Consider the following 24085-nt stretch of genomic DNA (forward strand, 5'->3'; position numbering starts at 1 on the left):
AGAAGCCCGCAATCGACACGAGCCGGTGAGCGGACCGATCGCCCTGACGAGTACGACTAGAGGTATGTCCATGACGTGCGCAGTGCACTCCACACCCGATACCCTCGGGAACTCCGTGTGAGGGGTGCAGGAGATGAAGTGATCGGAACCGACGGCGTCCGGTTCGGCGGGTCGAGGACCGCCATGGTGTCCCTGCTGCTGATCGAGGACGATTTCGGCGACGCCGTACTGGTTGAGGAGATGGCGACGGAGGCCGCGGTCGAGTTCGACATCGTCTGGGCGCGTTCGCTCGACGAGGCACGTCTCCATCTCGGCACCGCCAGGCCCGACTGCGTCGTGCTGGACCTGAACCTTCCCGATGCGAGAGGGCTCGATGCGCTCGACGCGGTGCAGCGCTACGCGTCTGGTGTTCCGGTGATCGTGATGACGGGGCTGGCAGAGGAGGGCGCGGGACTGATCGCCGTCGCGGAAGGCGCTCAGGACTACCTCGTCAAGGGGCACGTCGACGCGCAATTGCTCACCCGCGCAGTGCGGTACGCGATCGAACGCAAGCGGGCCGAGTTGGCGTCGGCGGCATTGCGGGCCAGCGAGCAGCGCTCCCGCGAGAATGCGCGCCTCGAACGCGGCCTGCTTCCGGTCCCGTTGCTCCGAAGCGGCCGCATGGAGGTCGTGACCAGGTACCGGGCGGGCCGCGTCGGTGGCCTTCTCGGCGGTGACTTCTTCGACGTGGTCGAAGGCGACGACGGCGCCGTGCACGTGCTCATCGGTGACGTCTGCGGTCACGGCGCCGACGAGGCGGCACTGGGTGTGGGGTTGCGAATTGCTTGGCGGACTCTGGTACTCGGGGGGATCGACGCCGAGACGGCGATGAGCACATTGGAGGAACTCCTCGTCGCCGAACGTGCCCGCTCGCACATCTTCGCCACCGTGACCAGCATGGTTCTGGCCGCCGACCGTCGCACGGTCGAGATCGTGCGCGCCGGCCATCCGGGCATCCTGCTGCGAACGCCGGGCGGCGTGCAGTGGCTCGAGGTGCCCGGGGGGCCGGCGCTCGGAGTGGGACGCAGGCGGGGACAGTGGGAGAAGTCGATCCTGGAGATCGATGATCGAACCGGGCTCGTGCTGTTCACCGACGGATTGTTCGAGGCGCGAGTAGGTCCCGAGGAACGCCTCGGCGAGGACGGTCTGCTCGCGTATGCCCGTTCGTGTGACGATCAATGGGACGGAGCGGAATTCGTCGACTCGATGATCGGACACGTGGAGGGTCTCGCGGCGCCGTACGGAGGGCTGAGCGACGACGTCGCGGTACTGCACGTGCGCTGGACCGAGACGGAGGAGGCTTCGTGACGACGACGGCACGCAACTCACTTGGCACCAAACTGACGGTGCAGGGCTGGTTCAACCTGATCCTGGTGATCATGACACTGCTCGTGTGCACCGGTGCGGTGGTCGGTGCCACTGTGCTCACCCGCAGTTCCCACATCACCGACGACCTGGTCGGACGCCTGATGCCCGCGCGTTCCGAGGCCTACCAACTGCAGGCCGGATTGGTGAACCAGGAGACCGGCGTGCGTGGGTACGCGCTGACGGGCGACGAGTCGTTCCTGGCGCCGTATCAGGAAGGACTGCAGACGCAGCAGCGGTCGGCGGACCAGATCCGCGAACTACTCGACGGCAGGCCCGATCTGGTTGATGATCTCGACGCGCTGGAGGCCTCGGCGCAGGATTGGCAGTCGAGTTTCGCCGAGCCGCTCCTCGCCGACCCGGCCGGTGACGCCATCGTGGCCGATCAGGCGCTCTACGACCGTGGAAAGGAACTCTTCGACCAGGTACGCGCGGGGTTCGACCAGCAGAATCGGCACCTGACCGACGTGGTGGGCGAGGCTCAGGAGCAACTCGGCGACATGCGGACCATCCGCAACGCCGTCTTCACCGCACTCGCGGTGGTGCTCGTGCTGGCGGCCGGAGTCTTCGCGGTGCTGGTCCGCGTCGCTGTCACTCGGCCTCTCGCACGGTTGGCGGACACCTCGCGCCTCGTCGCGCAGGGCGATTTCGATCGGCGGGTCGATGCCGGACGTGGTCCCGCCGACATCCGTTCGCTCGCAACCGATATCGAGGGGATGCGTCAACGGATCGTTGCGGAGCTCGGCGTGGTCCGGGAACGACAGTCGCAGCTCGAAGAACAGGCTCGACAGCTTGACGCCCAGGCGGAGGAGCTACGGCGGTCCAATGCCGACCTCGAACAGTTCGCCTACGTCGCCTCCCACGATTTGCAGGAGCCGTTGCGCAAGGTGGCCTCGTTCTGTCAATTGCTCGAGAAGCGCTACGGCGACGCGCTCGACGACCGGGGCCGTCAGTACATCGACTTCGCCGTCGACGGTGCGCGCCGAATGCAGACGCTGATCAACGATCTGCTGACGTTCTCCCGAGTGGGTAGGGTGACCGACAGTTTCGAACGGATCGAACTGGACCGGACTCTCGACAAGGCGGCGGGCAACCTCGCGGTCGTGATCGAGGACACCGGAGCTCGCATCGAACGGCCCGATCGGTTGCCGGAGATCGACGGGGATCCCACCTTGCTGGTGATGCTCTGGCAGAACCTGCTCGGCAACGCGGTCAAGTTCGCGGAACCCGGCATCGAGCCGCTGGTGGTCGTCACCGCGCAGCGATCCGACGACATGTGGCAGATATGTGTGCAGGACAACGGGATCGGGGTGTCCGAAGAGTTTTCCGAGAAGATCTTCGTCATCTTCCAGCGACTGCACGCCCGCGAGGCGTATGCCGGCACCGGAATCGGGCTGGCGTTGTGCAAGAAGATCGTCGAGTATCACGGCGGCACCATTGCGCTCGATTCGAGCTACGACGGCGGCGCCCGGTTCTGCTTCACGCTGCCCGCCGTCACCGATCCGGATGCCCGGTCAACCGACACCGTCGACAACATTGGAGAAACACACACATGAGCCCCGTAGGCCAGGCAATCGACGTCCTGCTCGTCGAGGACGATCCGGGTGACGTACTGATGACTCAGGAAGCATTCGAGTTCAACAAGGTCGGCAACACCCTGCACGTGGTTCGCGACGGGGAGCAGGCCCTCGACTTCCTGTATCGGAAGGGCGACTACGCGGATGCCGTCCGGCCCGACCTGATCTTGCTCGATCTCAACCTGCCGAAGTACGACGGCAGGCAGGTGCTCGAGAAGATCAAATCCGATCCGGAACTGGTGGACATCCCCGTGGTCATCCTCACCACCTCCGGTGCGGAGGAGGACATCGTGCGCAGTTACAAGCTCCACGCCAACGCGTACGTCACCAAGCCGGTCGACCTGGACCAGTTCATCGCGGCGATCCGCCAGATAGACAACTTCTTCGTCCAGGTGGTTCGCCTACCCAGTCGGCCCTGACCGGCGCGGAGATCAGTCGTCGCCGAGTCTGGCGCGGATCTCGGCGAGAGTCCTGGTCAGCAGCCGGGAAACGTGGACCTGTGAGACGCCGATCTCGCGGGCGATCTCGGCCTGGCTCTTCTCCTTGAAGAACCGCAGGATCAGAATCTGTCGCTCCCGGGGTGCCACCTCGTCGAGCAGTGGCCGAAGCATGAGGTAGTGCTCCGAACGTTCGAGCTCGTCGTCCTCCGCGGCGAGGGTGTCGGCGAGGGTGGCGGCGTTGTCGTCCTCCGACGCGAGCGGGCTGTCCAGGGACGCAGGCTGATACGCGCTGCGCGCCGCGAGCGCCTCGATCACCTCGCCGGTCTCTGCGCCGATCTCGGAGGCGATCTCGGCCGCCGTGGGAGACCGTCCGAGGCGCTGCGCCAATCCGTCGGTGACCTTGCCGATGCTGACGGTGAGGTCCTTGATTCGACGGGGCACATGGGTGCTCCAGCTGTGGTCGCGAAAGTACCGGCGGACCTCGCCCATGATGGTCGGGACGGCGAACGAGGTGAAGTTGCTTCCCCGGGCGGGTTCGAATCGGTCGATCGCGTGAAGCAGGCCGACGTAGGCAACCTGGTTGAGATCCTCCACGTCCTCGCCTCGCCCCGCGAATCGTCGGGCGATGTTGCGCGCCAACGGCATCGACAGGGCTGCTATCTCGTCGCGTGCCGAGGATGCCTCGGGGCTGCCCTCAGGGTGCTGTCGAAGGGTCGTGAACAACTCGTCGATCTGCTGGCTTTCGGCCGAGCGGGTGGGTTCGGACGGGTGGTCCGATTCGGCCACCGTCATACGGGTTTCCCGATGCTGAGCAGGACGATCGATCGGTCGGGCTGCGTTGCTCCGGCGGACTCGTCCCGGATCGTGAGCATGTCGGTCAGCGACTCGAGGATTCGCCGTTCGAGGCTGCCGGGAGCCGGTCGCCACTGTGTGATCGTGTCTGCCGTCAAAGTGATTCGGAAGTCGTCTCCGACGGCCTGGTATCGACAGGTGATCTCGGTGGCCGGGGCAGCTGCATCGATGAGCAGTGTGCACACCTGGTCAACGGCGAGCTTGACGTCGGCGGTCTGATCGAGCGTGCAGCCGGACTGCATCGCGACCATCTCCGTGAGCAGCCGGATCACCGGAAGCTGCGCGTGCTGCGCCGGGACGGACAGCGTGACAGGAAGCGGTTCGCTGCCGACAGCCTTCGATGCGTCCGACTGCGGTGTGGCTTGAGTCATGGGTCAACCTGCTGTTCTCGGCCGGGCAACGGTAACGGACGGTGATTTCCGCTCTTCCATTGCAACTCGATTTCTGTTCCGCCGTCGCGGGGTTCCACGCGGACGGACTCGCACAAGGCGCGCATGAGCCGGAGCCCCTGCCCGCGCCGCGCCGAGTTGTCGTCGGATTGCGGGAGCCAGGTGCCCCGGTCGACGATCACGACGCTGAGTGTGCCGTCCGCATGGTGGTAGGTGGCAAGCAGGTCGAACGTGCCCCGCTCGTCGGCTGGGTAGGCGTGTTCGACCACATTGGCCAGGGCTTCGTAGGTCGCGAGCAGTACGTCGGTCGTCGTGTCCGGCGGCCACCCGATCTCGCGCGCGAACCCGTCGATCCGGTGACGGACCGCGGTGAGGACGGACGGGTCGGCATGGACGCTCTCGAGGGCCAGGCGTCGATCGCCGCGGCCGGCGTCCACGCGGTGATCCGACGTCCGTTGCGAACCCGCCTGTTCCATTGGCGTCACACCGTCGCGAGGGCCGCTTCGACGGTGGGGAAGACCTCGACGGTGTCGGTCATTCCCACGATTTCCATCGGCCGCGACGTGTTGGGGCCGTCGGCGACGACCAGGAATCGGGTTCTGCCTTCTGCGCTGTCGGCGGTGCGCATCAGCACCGCGAGGCCCGCCGAGGACAGGAACTTCACCCCGAGCAGGTCGGCAATCAGCGCGGACGCTCCGCGCGTTCCGACCAGCTCGGACAGCTTCTGCTCGAAGTCAGGCGCGGTCACGACGTCGATGTCGCCGCTGGCACGCAGGACCACGACGCCTTCGATGACGTCGACCGCCAGCTCGAGGCTTGACACGGGCGCGAGCTCGGGAAGGTCCATCTGTTGAACCCTACCGTCGGCCGGCTGCTCGGAGTTCACTGCACGCATGGGGTCACCGCCCGCGTTCGTGCCGTCATGATCTTGCCCCCGGTCCGGGTCCTGTCCCGAAAGTACGAGACCCCGTACACCGCGTACATGCCTTTCACGACAGACATCCGAGCGGCGGACAAGGATGTCCGCGCTGTCTTCGACTGCATGCTTCAACACTCCTTCGTGGTGACCGTGAGGACCACCGACTGATACCGACAACCGCTTGGTACCCCGTGCGCCGAGATTCCATACCCACCCGATTCCAGCGAGATCGGTGGGGCGGCCGCCTACCCGCTCTGTACAGGGATTAAACGTGTTTTCCCTGGTTGACATGCTCTGACCGGGTGCCCTAGAAGTAGTCACCACGTTCAGCCGCGAGGTCCGGGAAATTCGAATCCACTGGGAGGTCGACCATGGCGAAGCAGTCTGCGAGCAGGAACCGAATCACTCAACCGCGAATCGATCGACTGCGCCCGCTGGGCAGCGACTGGGAATGGCAGATGCGGGCCGCGTGCCGGTCGACGGATTCGGCGGTCTTCTTTCCGCCCACGGGCGAGGGGTTGCGGGCGCGCCGGCTCCGGGAGTCGAAGGCCAAAGCCGTGTGCGGACGGTGCCCCGTTCGCCGGGCATGCCTGGAACAGGCCCTGGCAGTGGGCGAGCCCTATGGCGTCTGGGGAGGGCTCGCGGAGTCGGAGCGTCGTGCCGTGACTGCCGTCTCCGCGTGAATTGTGTCCGAGCAGTTCAGGATCGGTCTGCTGCCCGAGGTATGACCCGTCGAGATCCGGGGTATCAGTCCGTCAACCGCAGCGGCGCCGAGCACGGAGCCTCACGCATTGATCCGAAAGGTGGCAGTGATGACCGATCTGTCGACGAACAGCGAACTTACCCGCGAGACGAGTCTTGACCGCGGACCCGCCTCGGGACAGGCAGTGGTGGCAGTCGGTGTCCTTGCAGCAGAGGCCGAGAGGATGCGAATCCGTATGGCCCGTGAGGCGCTCGGTACTCCCTGACGGTTCGGCGTCCGTGCACTCGTAGTCGAGTTGCGCGAAAGCCACATTCACGCGGCCGCGGTCGCGCGGCCACACTACCGGCCGGTCTCGTGAACCGGTATTACAGAAGGAGACGTCACAGTGTTGTCAATGAGCATCATCGGATGGATCGTCATCGGCGGCCTTGCCGGATGGATCGGTTCCAAGCTGATGGGAACGGACGCACAGCAGGGCATCATCCTCAACATTGTCGTCGGAATCATCGGTGGCCTGATCGGTGGCTGGGTCTTCGGACTCTTCGGTGCCGATGTGGACGGCGGTGGCTGGATCTTCAGTTTCGTCACCTGCCTGGCGGGTGCGTGCATCCTGCTCTTCCTCGTCAAGCTCGTAACCGGGCGTTCGAGGGCTTGACCCCTTTCGCGGGGATGCAGACGAATCATCAATCACGACAGGAGAATTGCCATGAGTGTCGGTGACAAGTTCAGCAACAAGGCGGAAGAACTCAAGGGACGCGCGAAGGAGGCGGTAGGGTCCGCCACCGACGATGACGACCTGAAGAACGAAGGCAAGGCAGACCAGGCGTCGTCGGCGGCCAAGAAGGGCGTCGAGAAGGTCAAGGACAAGGCCAACGAGGTTGCCGAGAAGCTCACCGGTGACGACTGACAGGCCGTCACGTACACGGTCCGCGGGGGTTCGTCGTAAGACGAACCCCCGCGGACCTTTGGTGTTCAGCGCGCAAAGCCGGCGAGAAGCGACGATGCCGTAGGGAATCCGGCGAGGGGCCGAGCACGGCGGGTCGCTGGGAGCAATGGTGTCACGACGAAAGGGCCCGCCCGGTCTGCCCGGGCGAGCCCAGTGCGTTGGAACGGTGCGTCAGTGCTGCAGGTCGGCAGCGCGCTCCCGGGCGGTGGCGAGTGCCCGCTTTGCCTTCCGTCGCGCGCGGCGCCCCAGAATCTCGGCCTGTTCGTTTGCGGCCGAGGCCAATTCGCTTCCGCGATCGCGTGCGATCTCCGCCCATTCACCACCCCGGTCTTGCGCGACCTCTGCCCATTCGGCGCCGCGTTCGCGGGCCAGTTCGCCGAGTTCGAGTCCGCGAGCACGTGCTTGTTCGGCGAGCTCTGTGCCGTGCTCGCGAACAAGGGCGGCCCACTCGCCTCCGCGTTCGCGAGCGACTTCGAGGGCGTCGCCGCTGCGCTCCCGAGCAACCTCGAGGGCTTCGCCACCCAGCTCGCCGGCGTGTTCGACCGCCACGTGGGCGCGATCGGACGCAGCGGCGAGAGCAGGGTGCCCGGAGTCGTTCCCGAGGGCATCCGCCACGTGGTCCTGTGCGTGTCGGACGGCACGGCGGCCCCGCCAGCCGAGCGACGGCTTGCCCTCGGTGTCAACGGCGGCGATCAACAGGCCACCGAGAAGTGACAGATTCTTGAAGAACTGGATTCGCTGCGCAGAGCGCTGCGCAGGGTCCTCGATATTCCAGAATGCGTGGCCGACGGCGGTGGTCGGAACGAGGCTGCCGGCGAGTACCAACGATGCCAGCCGTGGTGCCTTGCCCACCGCCAGCAGTGCGCCGGCGCCGACCTGTACCGCGGCATTGATCTTGACCAGCGTCTCCGGATTCGTGGGAACCTTCTCCGCAACTGACGCGGGCAGCTTGTCGGCTGCCTGCTCGGCGGCGGGCGCCTTGGCGCCCGGGTTCCGCAGAGAGTCGATGCCACCGGCGATGAAGACGGTGGCGAGCATGGGGCGGGCGATACGACGGACGATCATCTGCGGCCTCCCGAGTTCGGTTCCTCTCACCGTATCGACGCATACCCCCGCGGTCACCCGGCGAAACGTTGCGGGCGTGTCACGGTACCGCTGACATGGAGAACGGTCATGGCGGCGGCGCCGACCACGGGGCCGGGGGCGAGGAGGAGGAAGGCGTACTGCCAGCCGATGTGACCCGCTGCGAGAGGAACGAGCTGGATGGTCACGACGGTCAGCAGGAAGCCGATGGCCGTCTGCGCGGTGAGTGCGGTGCCGACATAGCGCCGGTCGGCGGTCTCCGACAGGACAGTGGAGAAGACTCCGGAATCTGCGATGACCGCCGCACCCCAGACGAGGAGAAACGGCAGGAGAACACCGAGCGGAGCTGTGAACATCAGTGGGGACAGCAGGCAGCACAGACCGCTGACGACGAGCGCCGCCGCAGCGGCCGGGGGACGTCCGAGCCTGTCGGCCGCCCAGCCGCCGAGCAGGCACCCGACGAACCCGGCGAGCCCGATCGACGTGAAGGTGATGATGCTGGTTGCGGCGGTCACCGTGCTTCCGCGCTGCTCGCGGCCGGCGACGATGAACGCGGACAGTCAGGTCCACAGGGCGTAGAGCTCCCACATGTGGCCGAAGTAGCCGATATTCGCCAAACGAGGTCCGCGATCACGAAACATCGCAATCGCATAGCGGGGATGCGGGGTGACGGGACGGGTGTCGAGGTGCGGGCCCGGGACGAGGACCAGGGCAGCCACGAGCGCGCCCGCGAGCCCGAGGATGGCGGCGGTCGCCATCACCGCCCGCCACGGAAGCGGGCCGAGCCCACTGATCAGGTGTGGCAGAGCGGACCCGAGGGTGAGGGCCCCGATGAGCACCCCGAACGCGCGACCGCGGTCCGACGACGGAGACCACGACGCCATCAGCTTCATCCCCACGGGATAGACCCCGGCGAGCAGAACTCCGGTGAGGAACCGCAGCGGGATCGCCGCAGCGAGTCCGCCGGCGACCGCGGCGAGCGCCGCCGTGCAGGACGCGGCACCGAACGCGCTTGCCGCGAGCAGGTACTGGGGTGGGAATCGGTCGGCGAGGTTGAGCGCGGTGGACGTGACTGCGCCGACGACGAACCCGATCTGGACGGACGCGGTGAGCCACACCGCCGTCGTCGGCTCGATACCCCACTCGGTCCGCAGCTCGGCACGACGGTGGTGGCGGAGAACCAGACACTGAGCCCGAGTACCTGGACCATGGCGATAAGGGCCCGTTGCTGATTCGTCGACGACTCGATCATGACCCCATGACCCTCCTCGGCGGCGACACGTCGACATGATCGGACTCCTCGTCCTATTCTGAACCAATGAGCACCGGAAACCGGGAGCTCTCCGGCCTTCCTCGGTGCGCCGACGACATGACGACCGAGTGGTTGTCGTCGGCCCTGGGGCGCGGTTCGGTGTCGGATGTGTCCGTCGAACCGTTGGGGAGCAGTGCGGGCTTCACCGGTCAGGTTGTCCGTCTGGCGTTGCGCGGTGGTCCGGACCTTCCCGCGACCGTGATCGCGAAACTCCCCAACGCCGATGCCGGACGCCGCGCGCTGTTCCACCGGCTCGGATACGCCGCACGGGAGCTGGCGTTCTACCGGACGATCGCACCGGCGTCCGGGGTGCGGGTTCCGGAGTTGTACTTCGGTGAGGTGGACGCGGACACCGGCGCATCGGTGCTGCTCCTCGAGGACCTCGGGGCGCAGCGGTGCCTCGGGTCGCTGCGCAGCGACTGCTCCCACGACGATGCCGTGTCCGCGGTGGCCGCACTCGCCCGGTTCCACGCCGACTGGTGGGCGAACACCGACGCCGTCGAGTGGATACCCGACGTTCGACTGGGCGCCGAGAAGACGCGGGCGGCGGTGGCCGGTCCCTGGCGGGCGGTGTTCGACGAACGGATTCGTGTCCACGCACCCGAATTGCTCGTGAACGGTGGGCCGCAGTCAGGACTCCTCGACGCACTCGGCGATCGCCTGACCGAGGTCAAGGGGGCGCTCGCGATCCCGTCGACGACCATCGTGCATTCGGACTTCAGGGCCGACAACATCTTTCGGATGTCGGATAGTGGTGAGATCGCCGTCATCGACTGGGAGAACATCGTCCGCGCCCGCGGAGGAATGGACCTCGCCGTATTCGCCCTGTCCAGCCTGTCGGTGGAGTCGCGGCGGGAGTACGAGGCCGAACTTCTTCACACCTACGTCGACACACTTGCCGGCCGCGGCATCACCGATTACGGTCCGGCCCATTGTCTCAGGGACTATCGCCTCGGAATGGCCAATTCCACGGTGGTGGCGCTGCTCGGTGTGGTCGTGCTCGACACGTTGGGCCAGCGTGATCCCTCGTGGACGGTGGAGATGCTCCGGCGCGGGCAGGCCGCGACGGTCGACCACGACTTGGTGACGTGGCTGTCGAGCGGAGACTTCCTCGATGCCTGACGAACCGAATTACACTCTGGGGCACGGTGATCAGCTGGTTGACGCCTTCGGCTTGCGTGGAGTGGGACACGAGGCGCAGTTCGTGGTGCCGTACCTGCGGTCCGGGATGTCGGTCCTCGACTGCGGGTGCGGTCCCGGGACGATCACCGTCGGCTTGGCCGGATGCGTCTCGCCGGGCCGCGTCGTCGGAATCGACATCTCCGGTCACCAGTTCGACATCGGCCGAAAGCTGGCCCTGCAGAAAGGCATTGCGACGATCGACTTCCGCGAAGGCGACGTCACGAACCTGGAGTTCGAGGACGGCTCCTTCGATGTGGTGTTCGCCCACGGCGTGCTCTACCATCTGGCCGACCCCAGTGCCGCGCTGACCGAGATGTGCAGGGTCCTGGTCGAGGGAGGCCTGCTGGGGATCCGGGACGCCGACGAGAGTGGATCGCTCGTCGGACCGGCCGACGAGCTCGTGCAACGAGGCTGCTCGGCAGTTGTCGAAGCCTGGCGGTTGAACGGTACGGATCCCTTCTTCGGGCGCAGACAGCTCGGGCTTGTACGCCGGGCAGGTTGTGAACCCCTGCATTTCTCGGCGTCGTACGACAACTACACGCGGGGGGCGCAGACGCGGGGGCTCGCAGAGTTCATCGCGGAGCTTCTGCAGCAGCCGCACATGTGCGATCCCCTGGTGGAATCCGGCTGGACGGATCCCGAGGAACTGCAACGGATGCGGGACGCGATCGTGGCGTGGGGTGCGGCCGAGGATGCCTTCTATTGCCGGGCGCGATGCGAAACGGTGGCACGCAAGAGGTTTTCGCCCTAGCGGCTTGTCGCTATTGACGTGATGCCCTGGTGCGAGTACAAACTGACAACACATGTTGTCATATTCGTGGTAGCTCGGGCACTGCCGGGTTTCGGCTGAACGTCGTACCGCCCTGCTCCACCAGTTGTCGGGATGTAGGGGGACTGATGGTGGTGGTCGGTCACGTCGGTGGATTCCGGCGCAACAGGATTCGAACCATGCTGTGCCTTGTGATCTGTGCCGTGTGCGCGTTCGCGGTGCCGACGACGGCGACGGCCGGTCCGGACCTGAGTGCGTATCTGGACGTCGCGGAAGCGAATCGGGACGGGACGGCTGCGGGCGGCGTCGATCCGGCGTTGCCCCTCGACCGCGCCACCCTCGAGTCGGCGCTCGGCGCAGCCAGGGCTTCGGGTGTCGAGCTGCGCCGCTACGCGAGCCTGCTGCGGCAGTATTGGCTGGTGGTGGGTGCGGAGAACGCACACATCGACCTCGCTGCGTGGGATCCGCCGCGTGGGCTGGCGGCCAACCTCGAGACCGTCAACGACGTGTACGTCAACTACCTGCGGCTGACCAACAAGCATCCGGAGCTCTACTGGTCCGGCATGGCCGGGCTCGCGGGGGTGTCGTTCGCCGCCGGTTTCTACGACCTCGGTGACGCCAGTGCGATCTTCAGCGTGCCGGGTGTGCATCAGCTCGGATCGGCGGCCGCAGATCTGATCCGCGGTGTGCCGCCGGAGGTGGTCGGTCGGTTCCCTGAAGATCTGCGTCTGTTGGCGACCGAAGGTCCCCGGGTCACCTCCGCGGACCTCGACTGGTACATCGGGCGGCTGTTGGTCATGCAGAAGCACATCTTCATGGACATGGTGCCCATGCACGAGGCATACAGCGCCCTGGGTCGGGAGGGTATCGACGAGTTCGCACGCGCCGGACTGCTCGACGACAACATCGCCCGCGCCTGGCAGTCGATCTTCGACGGTACACGTCAGGGGAATGCGGATGCTCTGGTGCGCATGGCTTCTCGTGAGCAGAATCAGATCATCGCCGATCAGTGGGACGCGACCTCGGGCGGTCGCGGCGTGATGGGCCGGGTCATGACCTACCTGACCACGGTCGCGGGCAAGCCCGCAGTCCCCGGAACGAGGGCACCCGGCGTCTACGCGCCCATCGACGAGCCGCTCGGCGACCCGGTCGTGTCGCCGCGGCTGCATGCGCCTCTGCCCGACTTCAACTGGGCGGATCGTCAGCCGCGCTGGCGGTACATCTCCGAGGACCTTGCGCCCAGCTACACGCGGATGGTCGAGGAGAACCCCGACAAGGCGGCAGCCCTGCTGCGCATCCCGTTCGCCGATCAGATGGCGGGCGGGCGACTGGTGCCCCGGCTGCCGGACCTGCTGCACGACCTGACGAGCACGTGGGAGCTGGTCCCGGCGCCGGCTCGGTGAGTCCGTGCGTCGCCCTCGACAGGACCGCCCCCGGGGGAACCTGTGTGGGCCGGTCTCCGGGGGCGGGCTGGCTTCGGAACTGCTCCGGGCTGTGCTGCCTAGACCAGGTCGGCGAGCGCCGTCTCGATCTCCGAGGGCAGGACGGTCGGCTCGAAGCGCCGTACGACGTTGCCCTCGGGGTCGACGAGGAACTTGGTGAAGTTCCACTTGACCGCGTCCGTACCGATCGACTCGGGCATCGTCTTGCTGACGTGCTCGAACAGGAAGCCGTTGTCGGGACCGAAATCGCCCGGCGCCTCGGCACGCAGGTGCTGGTACAGCGGGTGCGCATCGTCGCCGTTGACGTCGATCTTGCCGTACACGGGGAAGGTGACGTCGTAGTTGACGCGGCAGAAGTCCTGGATCTCGGCGTCGGTGCCGGGCTCCTGGCCCGCGAACTGGTTGCACGGGAACCCGATGATCTGCAGGCCGAGATCATCGGACTTGCGGTTCAACTCCTCGAGGCCCTCGTACTGGGGGGTCAGGCCGCACTTGCTGGCCACGTTGACGACGAGCAGGTACTTGCCGGCGTAGCCGCTCAGGTCCTCGGTGGTGCCGTCAGCAGTCGCGACGGTGAAGTTGTGGACGCTCATGAACTCTTCCTCTCGGTAGTGCGGATGGGGCAGTGGGGCTGTCCGACGCGTCGGGCATTTCCAGAACCCTACGGAACTGCCTGAGCCACGTGGCGTTGCGCCTGTCCGACTCGTAGCCCACATCATGACGAGCCTGTTTCCGGTCGTCGTCGGATGAATCGGGCGGCGGATTCGGGCACCCTGCCGCTCAGCAAATTCTCATCGGCGATGGTTAGCGTGACGCCATGACACCCTCGTCCGATTTGCCCGGTATCGACCGTGTCGCCCCGGGGGCGACCGTATGAGCCGGGGAGTCAAGATCTCGGCGGCCCTGGTGGCCGCCTTCGTCATCGCGGTCGGCGCGATCCTCGTCGTCACTCGCACCGGAGGTGACTCCGATGCTTCCGCCGCCGGTGGCACCGCCGTCGCGGTGAGGGCGGACAGTCATCGCATCTCGTCGGCGCCCGACGGCAGTCCGGTGTTCGTGGAGTTCCTCGACTTCGAGTGCGAGGCGTGTCGGGCGGTGTATCCGGCGATCGAAGAATTGCGGGCCGAGTACGGCGACAGGATCAGCTTCGTGGTCCGCTACTTCCCGCTGCCCGGTCACTTCAATTCCGAACGCGCCGCGCGCGCAGTCGAAGCGGCCGCGCAGCAGGGCAGGTTCGAGCAGATGTATCAGCGGATGTACGACACCCAGCCCGAGTGGGGTGAGCAGCAGGTGCCCATGGACGACGTGTTCCGCGGCTACGCCGTCGACCTGGGCCTGGACATGGCGGCGTTCGACGCGGCGTATGCGGACCCGGCAACCGCGGCTCGGGTTGCCGCCGACGTTGCCGATGGCGAAGGCCTTGGTGTCACGGGCACGCCGTCGTTCTTCCTCGACGGGCAGCGGTTCGAACCGTCCACCTATCAGGATCTGACCGATGCGTTCGATGCCGCCCTCGACTGACGCTGCGGCCTCGCCCGGGAACGTGACGGAGGGCGTGGCGTTCGGGCGGTCGCTGCCGTGGCTGCTTCTCGTCGGCGGGCTCGTCGGGTTGGTCGCGTCGTTCGTGCTGACCGTCGAGAAGTTCTCGCTGGCAACGGATTCGAACTACATTCCGTCGTGCAGCATCAACCCGGTCCTCAACTGTGGGTCGGTGATGTCCACCGACCAGGCGTCGGTGTTCGGGTTCCCCAACTCGCTTCTGGGCATCGTGGGGTTCTCCGTGGTCGCCGCGACCGGCGCGGGGTTGCTGGCCGGTGCCCGATTCGCTCGCTGGTATTGGCTCGGCCTTCAGATCGGGGTGAGTGCGGCAGCGGTGTTCGTGCACTGGCTGATCTTCCAGAGCCTGGATCGGATCGGAGCCCTGTGCCCGTACTGCATGGTCGTATGGGCTGCGACGATGCCGATCTTCTGGTACGTGACCTTGCGGAACGTGTGCCGGTACTCCGCCGCTCGGCCAGCGGTGCTGCGCGCGCTCACCGCCGGTGGAAATCACCTGATCCCTGTGACGACATGGTTTCTGGCGGTGGCAGCGCTGGTGCTCGTACGTTTCCACTCGTACTGGACCACACTGTTGTGAGCGAGGTCGGTCGGAATCATCTCGTCAGTGCCCGGGTGTGGTGGTCCGGCGATCGGTGCAGCACTCGTCGGCGAACCGGTCATCGGCAGCCGCTGTCGGCGTGGGGCAACAGGTTTCGCCGCGCAGAGCGTTGACACCCTCCTTCACCGCGACCGCGGCGATGGCAAGGGCAGCAATCGGGTCGGCCCACGACCACCCGAACGCGCTGTTGACGAGCAGTCCGGCAAGCAGAATCGCCGACAGGTAGGTGCACAGCAGGGTCTGCTTGGAGTCCGCAACCGCCGAGGCGGAGCCGAGCTCGCGGCCGGCGCGGCGTTGCGCCCACGAGAGCACCGGCATGATCACCAGGCTCACCGCGGCGAGGGCGATCCCGATGCGCGAGTGCTCCGCCTCGCCGACCCCCGCCAGGGAGCGGATGGACTCGATGCCGACGTACGCGGCGAGCGCGAAGAACGAGAACGCGATGATCCGCAGCGCGACCTTCTCCCGCGCCTCGGGATCCTTCCCCGCGAACTGCCACGCAACCGCGGCGGCGGAGGACACCTCGATGACCGAGTCCAGGCCGAACCCGACCAGCGCCGTCGAGGAGACGCGCGCACCCTCGGTGATCGCGATGACGGCCTCGATCACGTTGTAGGAAATGGTCGCGGCGACGAACCACCGGATCCGCCGCGCGAGCACCGCCCGGCGCTGATCCGGCACGCGCGGTCGAATCTCGGGGACTTCGAGTGGAGTGGTCATCAACAGCATCCGTCGGCGGCGGCGTCCGGGCAGCAGGCTGGATCCACCGCGAGCACCAGCCCGATCAGGTCGTCGAGAGCGCGGCCGATGCGCAGGTCCGCCAACTCGTAGCGGCTGCGCCGCCCCTCCGGGACAGCCACGACCAAACCGCAACCACGCAGACACGCAAGGTGATTGGACAGAATCTGGCGCGAGACACCGATCTGATCCGCAAGCTCCGACGGATACCCCGGGCCGGACCGCAGACTCAACAGGATCTGCGTCCGGGTCGTGTCGGACAGGGCGTACCCGAATCGGGCAAGGGCGTCGCGATGGATCAGCGTCTCCATGCCTCAGACACTACAGAATAATCTGTATTCAGAGAAGTCTGAATTATTTGGCGCTGATCGGTACGTCACCACCCTGGTGCGGACTCACGACGAACTTCCCGTCCCGCGCCACGGGATGGAGCACCACCCCGGGCGACCCCGCCTACGCCATGTCTCGGAGGTGGCCCGACGGGCTGTAGTCGATCTTCCAGTCCGCGTACACGCCAGACATCCCGTCTCGCACGCACCGCAGTCCGATGCTCACCCAGCGCACGTCGTCGCTCCCGTCGGCGACCGGGGCGAATCCGACGGCGATGGCGAACTCGCTACCACCACAGGGGCATTCGCACTGTGCCGGTTCGGCCTCGGACCAGTGATCCGCGCTGTCGGCGATCAGGACGGAGTCGTCGCAGGCCACGCAGAGCCGTTCGGCGCAACCGACCTCGTCGTCCACGCCTATCTCGAAGACCCGTCCGCCGCATCCGGCACACACCGACTCGATGACGGTGTCGATGCGGTGGCCACCGGCGCGGTAGTCCTTCACGTACTCGACGAGGGAGGTGACGCCGTCGCCGTACTCCGGGTCCTGCGCTTTCTCTGGGGTCACCTGCGCCATTGTGCACGGCGAGCGAATGCGTGCCCCTGTGGACGGGAGAGTCGCCGCTCTTCGAGTGCGCCACCGCCGCGCAGATCTTCCGACTCGGAGTGTGGGGTGGCAAGAAACCTGTCCCACATTCTCAGAAGGTTTTTAGACGAGCGCCGCCCGCCCCCTGATGAGGGCGTCTCACCTGGGCTTTCGGTCGTCCCGTCGGACTTCTCGCGATGCCCTCACGAGGATCGCACCGGCCCGCAGGAGTTTCGCTTCCCTCGACGGTGACAGACCGAACGTACGGTGTCTGCACGGCGCGCAGCAGCGAGGCTCATCGGGCAGTGACATCGGAGGTTGCCTGGGGCTAACCAGGACTCTGTGCCGGTGGGCCGGGAAACTGCACCGCGAGGGGGTGAAGGTGTTCGCAACGTTGGGGCGACTCGTCTACCGAATGAGGTTCACCGTCATCGCGGTGATGGTCGGAGCGATGCTCGCGCTGGGGGCGTACGGGCTCGGCGTCGACAAGCATCTGAGTCAGAGCGGTTTGGTGGACCCCGGATCGGAGTCCGTTGCGGCTTCGCTGTTGGCCGACGGCACGTTCGGGCGCGACACCCGCTCCGACGTGGTGCTCCTCTACACCGCACCCGAGGGGACGACGGTCGACGATCCGACCTTCGCAGCGAAGATCACCGGGAACCTCGAACAGCTCCGGTCGAAGCACCCGGACGAGATCCTCGCGGTCAACGGCAGCTACTGGTCGACGAAGGTCGCGGCGATGGCCGACCCGGCCAGGCAGCACGCGATCGCCAGCGTTGCGATCGCCGGCGCCAACGACACCGAGATCGCGGCCAACTTCAAGACGGTTCGCGACGAGTTCACCATCGATGGTGTCGACGTCCAACTCACCGGTCTGCAGCCGGTGACCGGAACGATCAGCGACACCATGGCCAACGATCTGCACCGGATGGAGATCCTCGCGATCCCCGCGGTCGGTGTGCTGCTCTTCTTCATCTTCGGTGGCGTCGTCGCTGCCGCACTCCCGCTGATCGTCGGCGGCCTGACCATCGTCGCCGCCGGTGGCATGGTCAAGCTGTTCACGCAGTTCACCGAGGTGAACGTTTTCGTCCTGTCGGTGGTCTCGCTCATCGGTCTGGGCCTGGCGATCGACTACGGCCTGTTCATGGTCAGCCGGTTCCGGGAGGAGATAGCCGAGGGCTACGGCACCGGTGACGCGGTGCGCCGCACCGTGATGACCGCCGGCCGGACGGTGGTGTTCTCCGCGACCATGATCGTCACCAGCCTCGGTGGGTTGCTGATCTTCCCGCAGGGCTTCCTCAAATCTATGGCGTACGGGGCGATCACCGCGGTCGTGCTGGCCGCGCTGATCTCGATCACGGTGCTGCCCGCGATCCTCGGAATCCTGGGCAGGAGGGTGGATGCGCTGGGCCTGAAGTCGATGCGCAGGACCAAGACCGCCGACGAGATCGAGAACGGTTTCTGGGGTCGGCTCACGCAGTGGGTGATGAAGCACCCGCTCCAGGTCTCGGTCCCGATCGTCATCGGCCTGCTGTTGCTGACCATCCCGATCTCGGGCATCAAGTTGGGTGGTATCAACGAGACCTACCTGCCGCCCGACAATCCGACCCGGCTGGCCCAGGAACAGTTCGACGAGTTGTTCCCCAGCTTCAGATCCGAGCCGATCAAGTTGGTCGTCGAGGGGGCGCAGGGCGCGGAGCTGACGAAGATCGTCAGGCAGGCCAGCGAGGCGCCAGGCCTTGTCGAGAAGTTCAGCATCAACAACCCCACCGAGGATGGCGTGACCGTCTTCAAGGCCGGGCTCGTCGACCGCAACGACGCGGACGCGACGATCCAGTTCCTGCGGGCGATGGACGTCCCAGACGGAGCAACGGTGCTCGTCGGTGGCACGCCCGCGATCGAGTACGACTCGATCGCCGCGCTGCTCGGCAGCCTGCCGCTGATGGTGGCGATGGTGGTGCTGCTGACGACGCTGCTGATGTTCTTCGCGTTCGGATCACTGGTGCTGCCGATCAAGGCGGTGCTGATGACCGCGCTGGGTCTGGGCGCGACATTGGGCATCGTGACGTGGATCTTCATCGACGGTCACGGCGCGAGCGCGATGAACTTCTCACCGGGCCCGATCATGGCGCCGGTGCTGGTGTTGATCATGGCGATCATCTACGGCCTGTCCACCGACTACGAGGTGTTCCTGCTCTCCCGCATGGTCGAGGCGCGCGCACAGGGCGCCGGCACCACCGAGTCGGTTCGGATCGGAACCGCGCACACCGGCCGGCTCATCACCGCGGCGGCGTTGATCCTGATCGTGGTCACGGGTGCGTTCGCGTTCTCCGAACTGGTGATGATGAAGTACATCGCCTACGGCATGATCGCCGCGCTCGTCCTCGACGCCACCGTGATCCGCATGTTCCTGGTGCCTGCGGTGATGAAGCTGCTCGGCGACGACTGCTGGTGGGCCCCGGCGTGGATGAAGCGTATTCAGCAACGACTGGGGCTCGGGGAGGTGGTCCTCGCCGACGAACGAATGCAGAACAGCATCCCGGATCTCGTGGCGTCCGACGGATCGATCGCGTCGTGGACGCGGCGCACCGATCCCGATGCGGGAGGGCCATCGGGTGTCGACCTGCCGGAGCCGGCGACCGAGCAGATCCACACCATGAACACCCGAGCGCGGGCCCGGGCCGTGAGCGACCAACCCAGATCCACGCGACGGCAACGGAGACTGCCGGATGACGAGCCCACGCTGACCGTCCACGAGCTCCTCGCCCGGCAGCTTCGCGACCGAACGCGTTAGACGCCAGGACCCGCTGTCGGGTGATGACGAGCAATTCCAGGGGCCGCTACTCGGCGGCTGCCTCGGGAGCCACGCTCGACGTCCAGCGCTCCGACCAGTCCCAGAGCTGCTGGAGAGCATCGCTCAGTTCGGTTCCCGCGACGGTCAGTTCGTAGGACTTGTCGGCGCGCTTCTCGATGATGCGGTGGTGCTGCAGACGCTGGAGGCGTTCGGACAGCATGCTCGACGAGCAGTTGCCCATCCTGCGGCGGAGCTCCAGGAAGCCGAGCGGTCCCGGCTCGAGTTCCCAGATCACCCGCAGAACCCACCGTTGTCCGAGCAGCTCGATGGCCCCGAGAGCCGGATGCGGAGATGCTCGATCGGGGTGCTCTAGTTCGCTTGCGCTTCTCATTTAGAACCACCATAGTGATTCTAAATCAGAAGCGATTGGTCGGGTGGAGAGGAGCGGCATGGTCGAGGCAGCCGGCGGGGAGGGGCGTCGCGTTGCCCTCGTGACAGGTGCGTCGCGGGGAATTGGCGCGGATACCGCCAGAATGCTCGCCGCCATCGGTGACCACGTTGTCGTCAACTATCGCGAGAAGGCGAAGCGCGCTCACGCTGTCGCCGAGGCCATCGTGCACTCCGGCGGTAGTGCATCACTCCTCGGTGCCGACGTGTCGGACGAGGCCTCGGTCGACCGGATGGCGGAGCAGATTGCGAAGCAGTTCGGTCGCCTCGATGTGTTGGTACTGAATGCTTCCGGCGGCCTCGAGATCGACGCGGAACCGGGCTACGCGATGAGAATCAACCGAGATGCTCAGGTTCGGATCGTCGAGCGCATGCTTCCACTGATGGGAGCCGGGTCTCGGATCGTGTTCGTCACGAGCCACCAGGCGCACTTCCACGGCCGCAAGCCCGTACCGGCGGCGTACGAGCCCATCGCGGCGAGCAAACGGGCCGGGGAGGATGCGCTACGGGCGATGGCGCCTGCGCTCGCCGATCGGGGAGTCACGCTCACCGTTGTGTCCGGCGACATGATCGACGGGACGATCATCGTGAGACTGCTCGAACGGCGAAACCCCGGTGCGGTTGCGGCTCGCCGGGGTCACGGCTCGCTTCCCACCGTTGAGGAGTTCGCTCGCGCGATCGTCGATGCCACGGTGATCGACGCCGCGACGGGGCACACGGTCTATGTCGGCGGATCGGACTATCTCGCGGCGCCGCGCGCCTGACTCGGTGTTGCCCCACCCCGGTGGTCACGCGGGCCGCCGTGACGGATCCGGCGGCGATCAGTGGATCCGACCGGTAGGTCCTGGGCGATGGCTATCGTGGACCGAGTGACTGTGACGACCGAGTTCAGAACCGAACGGCGTTCTCTGAGCGGGTGGGGTAGGCGTGCAGCAACACCAGCAGACGTGCTCGCCACCCCCGACCTCGATGTGATTGCCCAGGCAGTACGCACGGCAGGGCCACGCGGCGTCATCGCCCGCGGGCTCGGCCGCAGCTACGGCGACCCCGCGCAGAACGCCGGCGGACTCGTCGTGGACATGACCGCGTTGAACCGCATCCACCACATCGACCCGGATTCGGGAATCGTGGACCTCGACGCCGGCGTCAGCCTCGACACCCTCATGCGTGCCGTCCTGCCCCACGGTCTCTGGGTTCCCGTGCTGCCCGGGACCAGGCAGGTCACGATCGGAGGCGCGATCGGCGCCGACATCCACGGCAAGAACCACCACTCACACGGCAGCTTCGGCAATCACGTCGAAGCGCTCGACCTGCTCACCGCCGACGGAACCATTCGCACGCTGACGCCGTCCGGCGACGACCCCGATCTGTTCTGGGCCACGATCGGCGGAATGGGACTGACCGGCATCGTCGTTCGGGCCCGCGTGCGCATGAAGCACACCGAGACCGCGTACTTCATCGCCGACCACGACCGCACCGCCAACCTGGATCAGACGATGGAGTTGCTGACCGGCGGCAGCGACGAAGGCTACGACTACTCGATGTCGGTGCCCGACACGATCACGACGGGACCGAAACTGGGTCGGGCCGGCTTCACTCGCGGCTCGCTGGCAACACTGGATCAGCTCCCCCCGAAACTACGTCGGGATCCGTTGCGGTTCAACGCCCCACAGCTGTTCACCGTCCCGGACGTCTTTCCGAGCGGGATGGTCAACCGGGTCACCACACGAATCGCCGCAGAAGTCGCGTATCGGATGTACCCGAAGCACGGCCGCGGCACCATCCAGAACCTGACGCAGTTCTATCATCCGCTGGATCTGTTGGGCGAATGGAATCGCGCGTATGGTCCCGGTGGGTTTCTGCAGTACCAGTTCTCGGTACCGTTCGGCGCCGAACAGCAACTGGCGGAGACGATTCGCTCGATCGCCGAGTCAGGTCACCGGTCGTTCTTGAACGTGTTCAAACGAATGGGGGAGGGCAACCCGGCGCCGCTGTCGTGGCCGGAGCCGGGATACATGCTGAGCCTCGACTTCCCGATTCGCGGCGGCCTCGGGAGATTCTGCGACGAACTCGACGAGCGAGTCCTCGATTTCGGTGGCCGACTGTACTTCGCCAAGGACTCGCGGAGCACCCCGGAGCGCATCGCCCGGATGTACCCGCGACTCGACGAGTGGCGCGCGACCAGGGACCGCATCGACCCGGAAGGGGTGTTCGTCTCCGACCTGGCGCGCCGACTCCGCCTCGTGTCCGGCTAGGGCGGGTCTGACAGTTTGTGGCCCTCGTCCCGTCTGTCTGTGTGGCGGGCGGTGTTCGTGGCGTGCTGGTGAGCGCGGACGATGGTCGAGTCCACCGACACCGCCCAGTCGACGATCTCCGCCGCGTCGGCGTGGGTGAGCAGGCGTTCGAGGATCCGGTCCCAGGTACCGCAGAAGGAGGCGCGAATGGTGTTCTCCGGCAAGTCCTTACGTTCGCTCAGGTCGAGGTGTCAGGATTCGGTACGGATTCTGGGACCGGGTGGGCGGACTTCGGTGACTCGTTCAAGTCGATCAGCCTGTTCCCCATGAACCAATCGTGGCAGGCGAGGAGGCACGTTCAGATCCAGAAACACTGAAGCGCGTGGTCGGACCGATCCTCTCCCGGACAGTAGCCGGTGGTTCGCACCGGTCTGAGAGGATCGGCGTGTGCGCGAACACCACTACGCCCTCACCGTCGCCTGGACCGGGAACCGGGGCGTCGGCACGGCCGATCACCGCGCCTACGGCCGCGAGCACCGAGTCTCGGCCCAAGGGAAGCCCGACCTGCCCGGCAGCTCGGATCCCGCCTTCCGGGGTGACCCCGCGCGGTGGAACCCCGAGGAGCTCCTGGTCGCCTCGCTGGCTCAGTGCCACATGCTCTGGTTCCTCAGCCTGGCCGCGTCCGCCGGGATCGTGGTCACCGGGTACACCGACCGCCCCAACGGGACGATGGCCGAGGAACCCAGCGGCGCAGGACAGTTCACCGAGGTAACGCTCAACCCCGACGTCACGGTGCGCGGCCTGGACCCACGAGACGCCCGCGGCGCCGACCTGCTGACCACGATCGAGTCGCTACACGAGAGGGCGAACGAGATGTGCTTCATCGCCCGATCGGTGAACTTCGCGGTCCGGCACCTGCCCACCACACGGATCGAGCGCTGACACGGGCACCGTTCCAGCCCTTGGATGCGGCGAGTCGATCATCGCGACGAATCGGGGTAGCCAGCCCGGCAGGCGGTCGGGGTGCGAGTTCAGAGCCTGCTCGAGTTGGCCGATCTCGAGCCATACGTGGCCATTGGAAGCCATCCCCGGGGTGCCCGTCGAGCTGTGACATGCTCTGACCATGTCCACCGCCACCGGAAATCGACAGGGCACGGCAACCCGCGCGAAGCTGATCAAGGTGGCCGAGCGACTTTTCGCCGCCCAGGGAGTGGATGCGGTGTCGGTGCGCGCCGTCAACGCGGCGGCCGGGCTCGGACCGGCCTCGGTGCACTATCACTTCGGATCCAAGGACGACCTGCTCTCGGCGGTTCTCCTCGACCTCGGCGGGCCCGTACGTGACCGGATCGCAGCCAATGTCGCGACCCTCGCTGCCGCCCCGGAGCCCGCGGACCCTGACGCACTGGTGCGTGCACTGACCGATCCGTACCTCGAACTGCTTGTGCAGCACCGAGTTCGGGGTCTTCGGTGGGTGAAGATCGTTGCGCAGCTGTCTCCGGAGGATCATCCCGCGCTGCGTTCGACGGGCCAGGACGTGGATGCCGCCCTGCTGCGCGAGGTTCGCAGAACGTATCCGGATACCGATCCGGACCGGTTGGAGCTGCGCTGGGCCATCTCGGTCACCAGCTTCTTGCAGGCTCTGGGGCGCGTTGACGAGTGGAACCGCGACGACAGGCACCCGTCGCCCGAGGGCATGACCGCCTTCTACGAGGATCTCGTCGAGTTCGTTGTCGGCGGCCTCGACCGACTCCTGCGAACCTAGCGCCTCTCCGCACCCGCGC

Annotated in this window: 28 protein-coding genes and 1 pseudogene; 16 read left to right on the top strand and 13 right to left on the bottom strand. The window is 66.4% G+C overall.

Going from position 1 to position 24085, the window contains the following annotated elements; genetic code table 11:
• Nucleotides 1-138 precede the first annotated feature (138 nt).
• From RHCRD62_RS20120 to RHCRD62_RS20130, 3 genes are all read left to right on the top strand, one after another.
• Nucleotides 139-1347 (top strand): PP2C family protein-serine/threonine phosphatase, encoded by a 1209-nt coding sequence (locus tag RHCRD62_RS20120; protein WP_253277401.1) that lies wholly within the window; start codon nt 139-141, stop codon nt 1345-1347.
• A 71-nt stretch (nt 1348-1418) separates the two neighbouring features.
• A complete protein-coding gene (locus RHCRD62_RS20125) occupies nt 1419-2960 on the top strand; it encodes a sensor histidine kinase (protein ID WP_050066688.1) in 1542 nt (513 codons plus the stop codon).
• Nucleotides 2957-3400, top strand: coding sequence for a response regulator (locus RHCRD62_RS20130; protein ID WP_050066511.1), 444 nt, complete (start codon nt 2957-2959; stop codon nt 3398-3400). The genes RHCRD62_RS20125 and RHCRD62_RS20130 overlap by 4 nt, the downstream gene beginning before the upstream one ends.
• 12 nt (nt 3401-3412) lie before the next feature.
• Here the strand turns inward: RHCRD62_RS20130 and RHCRD62_RS20135 are convergent, their stop codons facing one another.
• Genes RHCRD62_RS20135 through RHCRD62_RS20150 form a run of 4 tightly spaced genes read right to left on the bottom strand, consistent with a single transcriptional unit; the run spans nt 3413 to nt 5509 of the window.
• Nucleotides 3413-4213, bottom strand: a complete 801-nt coding sequence (locus RHCRD62_RS20135) for a SigB/SigF/SigG family RNA polymerase sigma factor (protein ID WP_050066512.1) — start codon at nt 4211-4213, stop codon at nt 3413-3415.
• Nucleotides 4210-4644, bottom strand: a complete 435-nt coding sequence (locus RHCRD62_RS20140) for an ATP-binding protein (protein ID WP_050066513.1) — start codon at nt 4642-4644, stop codon at nt 4210-4212. The genes RHCRD62_RS20135 and RHCRD62_RS20140 overlap by 4 nt, the downstream gene beginning before the upstream one ends.
• Nucleotides 4641-5099, bottom strand: a complete 459-nt coding sequence (locus tag RHCRD62_RS20145; RefSeq protein WP_172671105.1) for an ATP-binding protein — start codon at nt 5097-5099, stop codon at nt 4641-4643. The genes RHCRD62_RS20140 and RHCRD62_RS20145 overlap by 4 nt, the downstream gene beginning before the upstream one ends.
• A 44-nt stretch (nt 5100-5143) precedes the next feature.
• On the bottom strand, nt 5144-5509 hold the full coding sequence (locus RHCRD62_RS20150; protein WP_050066689.1) for an anti-sigma factor antagonist: 366 nt from the start codon (nt 5507-5509) through the stop codon (nt 5144-5146).
• A gap of 530 nt (nt 5510-6039) precedes the next feature.
• On the opposite strand from RHCRD62_RS20150, the gene RHCRD62_RS25595 reads away from it, so the two are divergent.
• The 3 genes from RHCRD62_RS25595 to RHCRD62_RS20160 all read left to right on the top strand — a co-directional run bounded on the left by RHCRD62_RS25595 (nt 6040) and on the right by RHCRD62_RS20160 (nt 7191).
• Nucleotides 6040-6264, top strand: a complete 225-nt coding sequence (locus tag RHCRD62_RS25595; RefSeq protein WP_249353142.1) for a WhiB family transcriptional regulator — start codon at nt 6040-6042, stop codon at nt 6262-6264.
• Nucleotides 6265-6669: 405 nt separating this feature from the next.
• Nucleotides 6670-6939: a GlsB/YeaQ/YmgE family stress response membrane protein gene (locus tag RHCRD62_RS20155; RefSeq protein WP_050066515.1), complete on the top strand. Its 270-nt coding sequence runs from the start codon at nt 6670-6672 to the stop codon at nt 6937-6939.
• A gap of 51 nt (nt 6940-6990) precedes the next feature.
• Nucleotides 6991-7191 carry a CsbD family protein gene (locus RHCRD62_RS20160; RefSeq protein ID WP_050066516.1) on the top strand — a complete coding sequence of 67 codons (201 nt, stop codon included), beginning with the start codon at nt 6991-6993 and terminating at the stop codon, nt 7189-7191.
• 210 nt (nt 7192-7401) lie between these two features.
• Here RHCRD62_RS20160 and RHCRD62_RS20165 read toward each other — a convergent pair whose 3' ends face one another.
• Genes RHCRD62_RS20165 through RHCRD62_RS26495 form a run of 3 tightly spaced genes read right to left on the bottom strand, consistent with a single transcriptional unit; the run spans nt 7402 to nt 9431 of the window.
• A complete protein-coding gene (locus RHCRD62_RS20165) occupies nt 7402-8295 on the bottom strand; it encodes a DoxX family protein (protein ID WP_050066517.1) in 894 nt (297 codons plus the stop codon).
• Nucleotides 8296-8348: 53 nt separating this feature from the next.
• Entirely contained in the window at nt 8349-8828 is a 480-nt protein-coding gene (locus tag RHCRD62_RS26490) for an MFS transporter (RefSeq protein WP_253277402.1), read from the bottom strand.
• 45 nt (nt 8829-8873) lie between these two features.
• Nucleotides 8874-9431 (bottom strand): MFS transporter, encoded by a 558-nt coding sequence (locus tag RHCRD62_RS26495; protein WP_253277403.1) that lies wholly within the window; start codon nt 9429-9431, stop codon nt 8874-8876.
• A 200-nt stretch (nt 9432-9631) separates the two neighbouring features.
• On the opposite strand from RHCRD62_RS26495, the gene RHCRD62_RS20175 reads away from it, so the two are divergent.
• From RHCRD62_RS20175 to RHCRD62_RS20185, 3 genes are all read left to right on the top strand, one after another.
• On the top strand, nt 9632-10747 hold the full coding sequence (locus tag RHCRD62_RS20175; protein WP_050066518.1) for a phosphotransferase: 1116 nt from the start codon (nt 9632-9634) through the stop codon (nt 10745-10747).
• Nucleotides 10740-11558: a class I SAM-dependent methyltransferase gene (locus tag RHCRD62_RS20180; RefSeq protein WP_050066519.1), complete on the top strand. Its 819-nt coding sequence runs from the start codon at nt 10740-10742 to the stop codon at nt 11556-11558. The genes RHCRD62_RS20175 and RHCRD62_RS20180 overlap by 8 nt, the downstream gene beginning before the upstream one ends.
• Before the next feature lie 197 nt (nt 11559-11755).
• Entirely contained in the window at nt 11756-12979 is a 1224-nt protein-coding gene (locus RHCRD62_RS20185) for a hypothetical protein (protein WP_253277404.1), read from the top strand.
• 98 nt (nt 12980-13077) lie between these two features.
• On the opposite strand, the gene RHCRD62_RS20190 is transcribed toward RHCRD62_RS20185, so the two are convergent.
• The gene (locus tag RHCRD62_RS20190; RefSeq protein WP_050066521.1) at nt 13078-13611 is read right to left on the bottom strand and encodes a glutathione peroxidase; all 534 of its coding nucleotides are present in this window, start codon (nt 13609-13611) and stop codon (nt 13078-13080) included.
• Nucleotides 13612-13891: 280 nt separating this feature from the next.
• Between RHCRD62_RS20190 and RHCRD62_RS20195 the strand changes: the two genes are divergently transcribed.
• A complete protein-coding gene (locus RHCRD62_RS20195) occupies nt 13892-14539 on the top strand; it encodes a DsbA family protein (RefSeq protein ID WP_050066522.1) in 648 nt (215 codons plus the stop codon).
• Nucleotides 14523-15155: a vitamin K epoxide reductase family protein gene (locus RHCRD62_RS20200; protein WP_172671107.1), complete on the top strand. Its 633-nt coding sequence runs from the start codon at nt 14523-14525 to the stop codon at nt 15153-15155. The genes RHCRD62_RS20195 and RHCRD62_RS20200 overlap by 17 nt, the downstream gene beginning before the upstream one ends.
• Before the next feature lie 24 nt (nt 15156-15179).
• Here the strand turns inward: RHCRD62_RS20200 and RHCRD62_RS20205 are convergent, their stop codons facing one another.
• The 3 genes from RHCRD62_RS20205 to RHCRD62_RS20215 form a co-directional block, all read right to left on the bottom strand.
• Nucleotides 15180-15896 (bottom strand): cation efflux transmembrane domain-containing protein, encoded by a 717-nt coding sequence (locus RHCRD62_RS20205; RefSeq protein ID WP_050066690.1) that lies wholly within the window; start codon nt 15894-15896, stop codon nt 15180-15182.
• Nucleotides 15896-16225, bottom strand: a complete 330-nt coding sequence (locus RHCRD62_RS20210) for an ArsR/SmtB family transcription factor (protein ID WP_050066524.1) — start codon at nt 16223-16225, stop codon at nt 15896-15898. The genes RHCRD62_RS20205 and RHCRD62_RS20210 overlap by 1 nt, the downstream gene beginning before the upstream one ends.
• 142 nt (nt 16226-16367) lie before the next feature.
• Nucleotides 16368-16811 (bottom strand): hypothetical protein, encoded by a 444-nt coding sequence (locus RHCRD62_RS20215; RefSeq protein WP_216596650.1) that lies wholly within the window; start codon nt 16809-16811, stop codon nt 16368-16370.
• Between the two features lie 400 nt (nt 16812-17211).
• Here RHCRD62_RS20215 and RHCRD62_RS20220 point away from each other — a divergent pair, with 400 nt between their 5' ends.
• Nucleotides 17212-19623 (top strand): MMPL family transporter, encoded by a 2412-nt coding sequence (locus RHCRD62_RS20220; RefSeq protein ID WP_253277405.1) that lies wholly within the window; start codon nt 17212-17214, stop codon nt 19621-19623.
• A 46-nt stretch (nt 19624-19669) separates the two neighbouring features.
• On the opposite strand, the gene RHCRD62_RS20225 is transcribed toward RHCRD62_RS20220, so the two are convergent.
• Nucleotides 19670-20014 (bottom strand): winged helix-turn-helix transcriptional regulator, encoded by a 345-nt coding sequence (locus RHCRD62_RS20225; RefSeq protein WP_050066526.1) that lies wholly within the window; start codon nt 20012-20014, stop codon nt 19670-19672.
• 58 nt (nt 20015-20072) lie between these two features.
• On the opposite strand from RHCRD62_RS20225, the gene RHCRD62_RS20230 reads away from it, so the two are divergent.
• Nucleotides 20073-20834: an SDR family oxidoreductase gene (locus tag RHCRD62_RS20230; protein ID WP_050066527.1), complete on the top strand. Its 762-nt coding sequence runs from the start codon at nt 20073-20075 to the stop codon at nt 20832-20834.
• Between the two features lie 87 nt (nt 20835-20921).
• Complete coding sequence (locus RHCRD62_RS20235; protein WP_050066528.1) at nt 20922-22325, top strand: decaprenylphosphoryl-beta-D-ribose oxidase; 1404 nt, start codon at nt 20922-20924, stop codon at nt 22323-22325.
• Nucleotides 22326-22384: 59 nt separating this feature from the next.
• On the opposite strand, the pseudogene RHCRD62_RS26500 reads toward RHCRD62_RS20235, so the two are convergent.
• Nucleotides 22385-22495: pseudogene (locus tag RHCRD62_RS26500) on the bottom strand (IS5/IS1182 family transposase); the annotation flags it as partial.
• A 256-nt stretch (nt 22496-22751) separates the two neighbouring features.
• On the opposite strand from RHCRD62_RS26500, the gene RHCRD62_RS20245 reads away from it, so the two are divergent.
• A complete protein-coding gene (locus RHCRD62_RS20245) occupies nt 22752-23246 on the top strand; it encodes an OsmC family protein (protein ID WP_050066529.1) in 495 nt (164 codons plus the stop codon).
• A 181-nt stretch (nt 23247-23427) separates the two neighbouring features.
• A complete protein-coding gene (locus tag RHCRD62_RS20250) occupies nt 23428-24066 on the top strand; it encodes a TetR/AcrR family transcriptional regulator (RefSeq protein ID WP_050066530.1) in 639 nt (212 codons plus the stop codon).
• Nucleotides 24067-24085 lie beyond the last annotated feature (19 nt).

The sequence above is a fragment of the Rhodococcus sp. RD6.2 genome, assembly GCF_001040705.1.
Lineage (GTDB): Bacteria > Actinomycetota > Actinomycetes > Mycobacteriales > Mycobacteriaceae > Rhodococcus_G.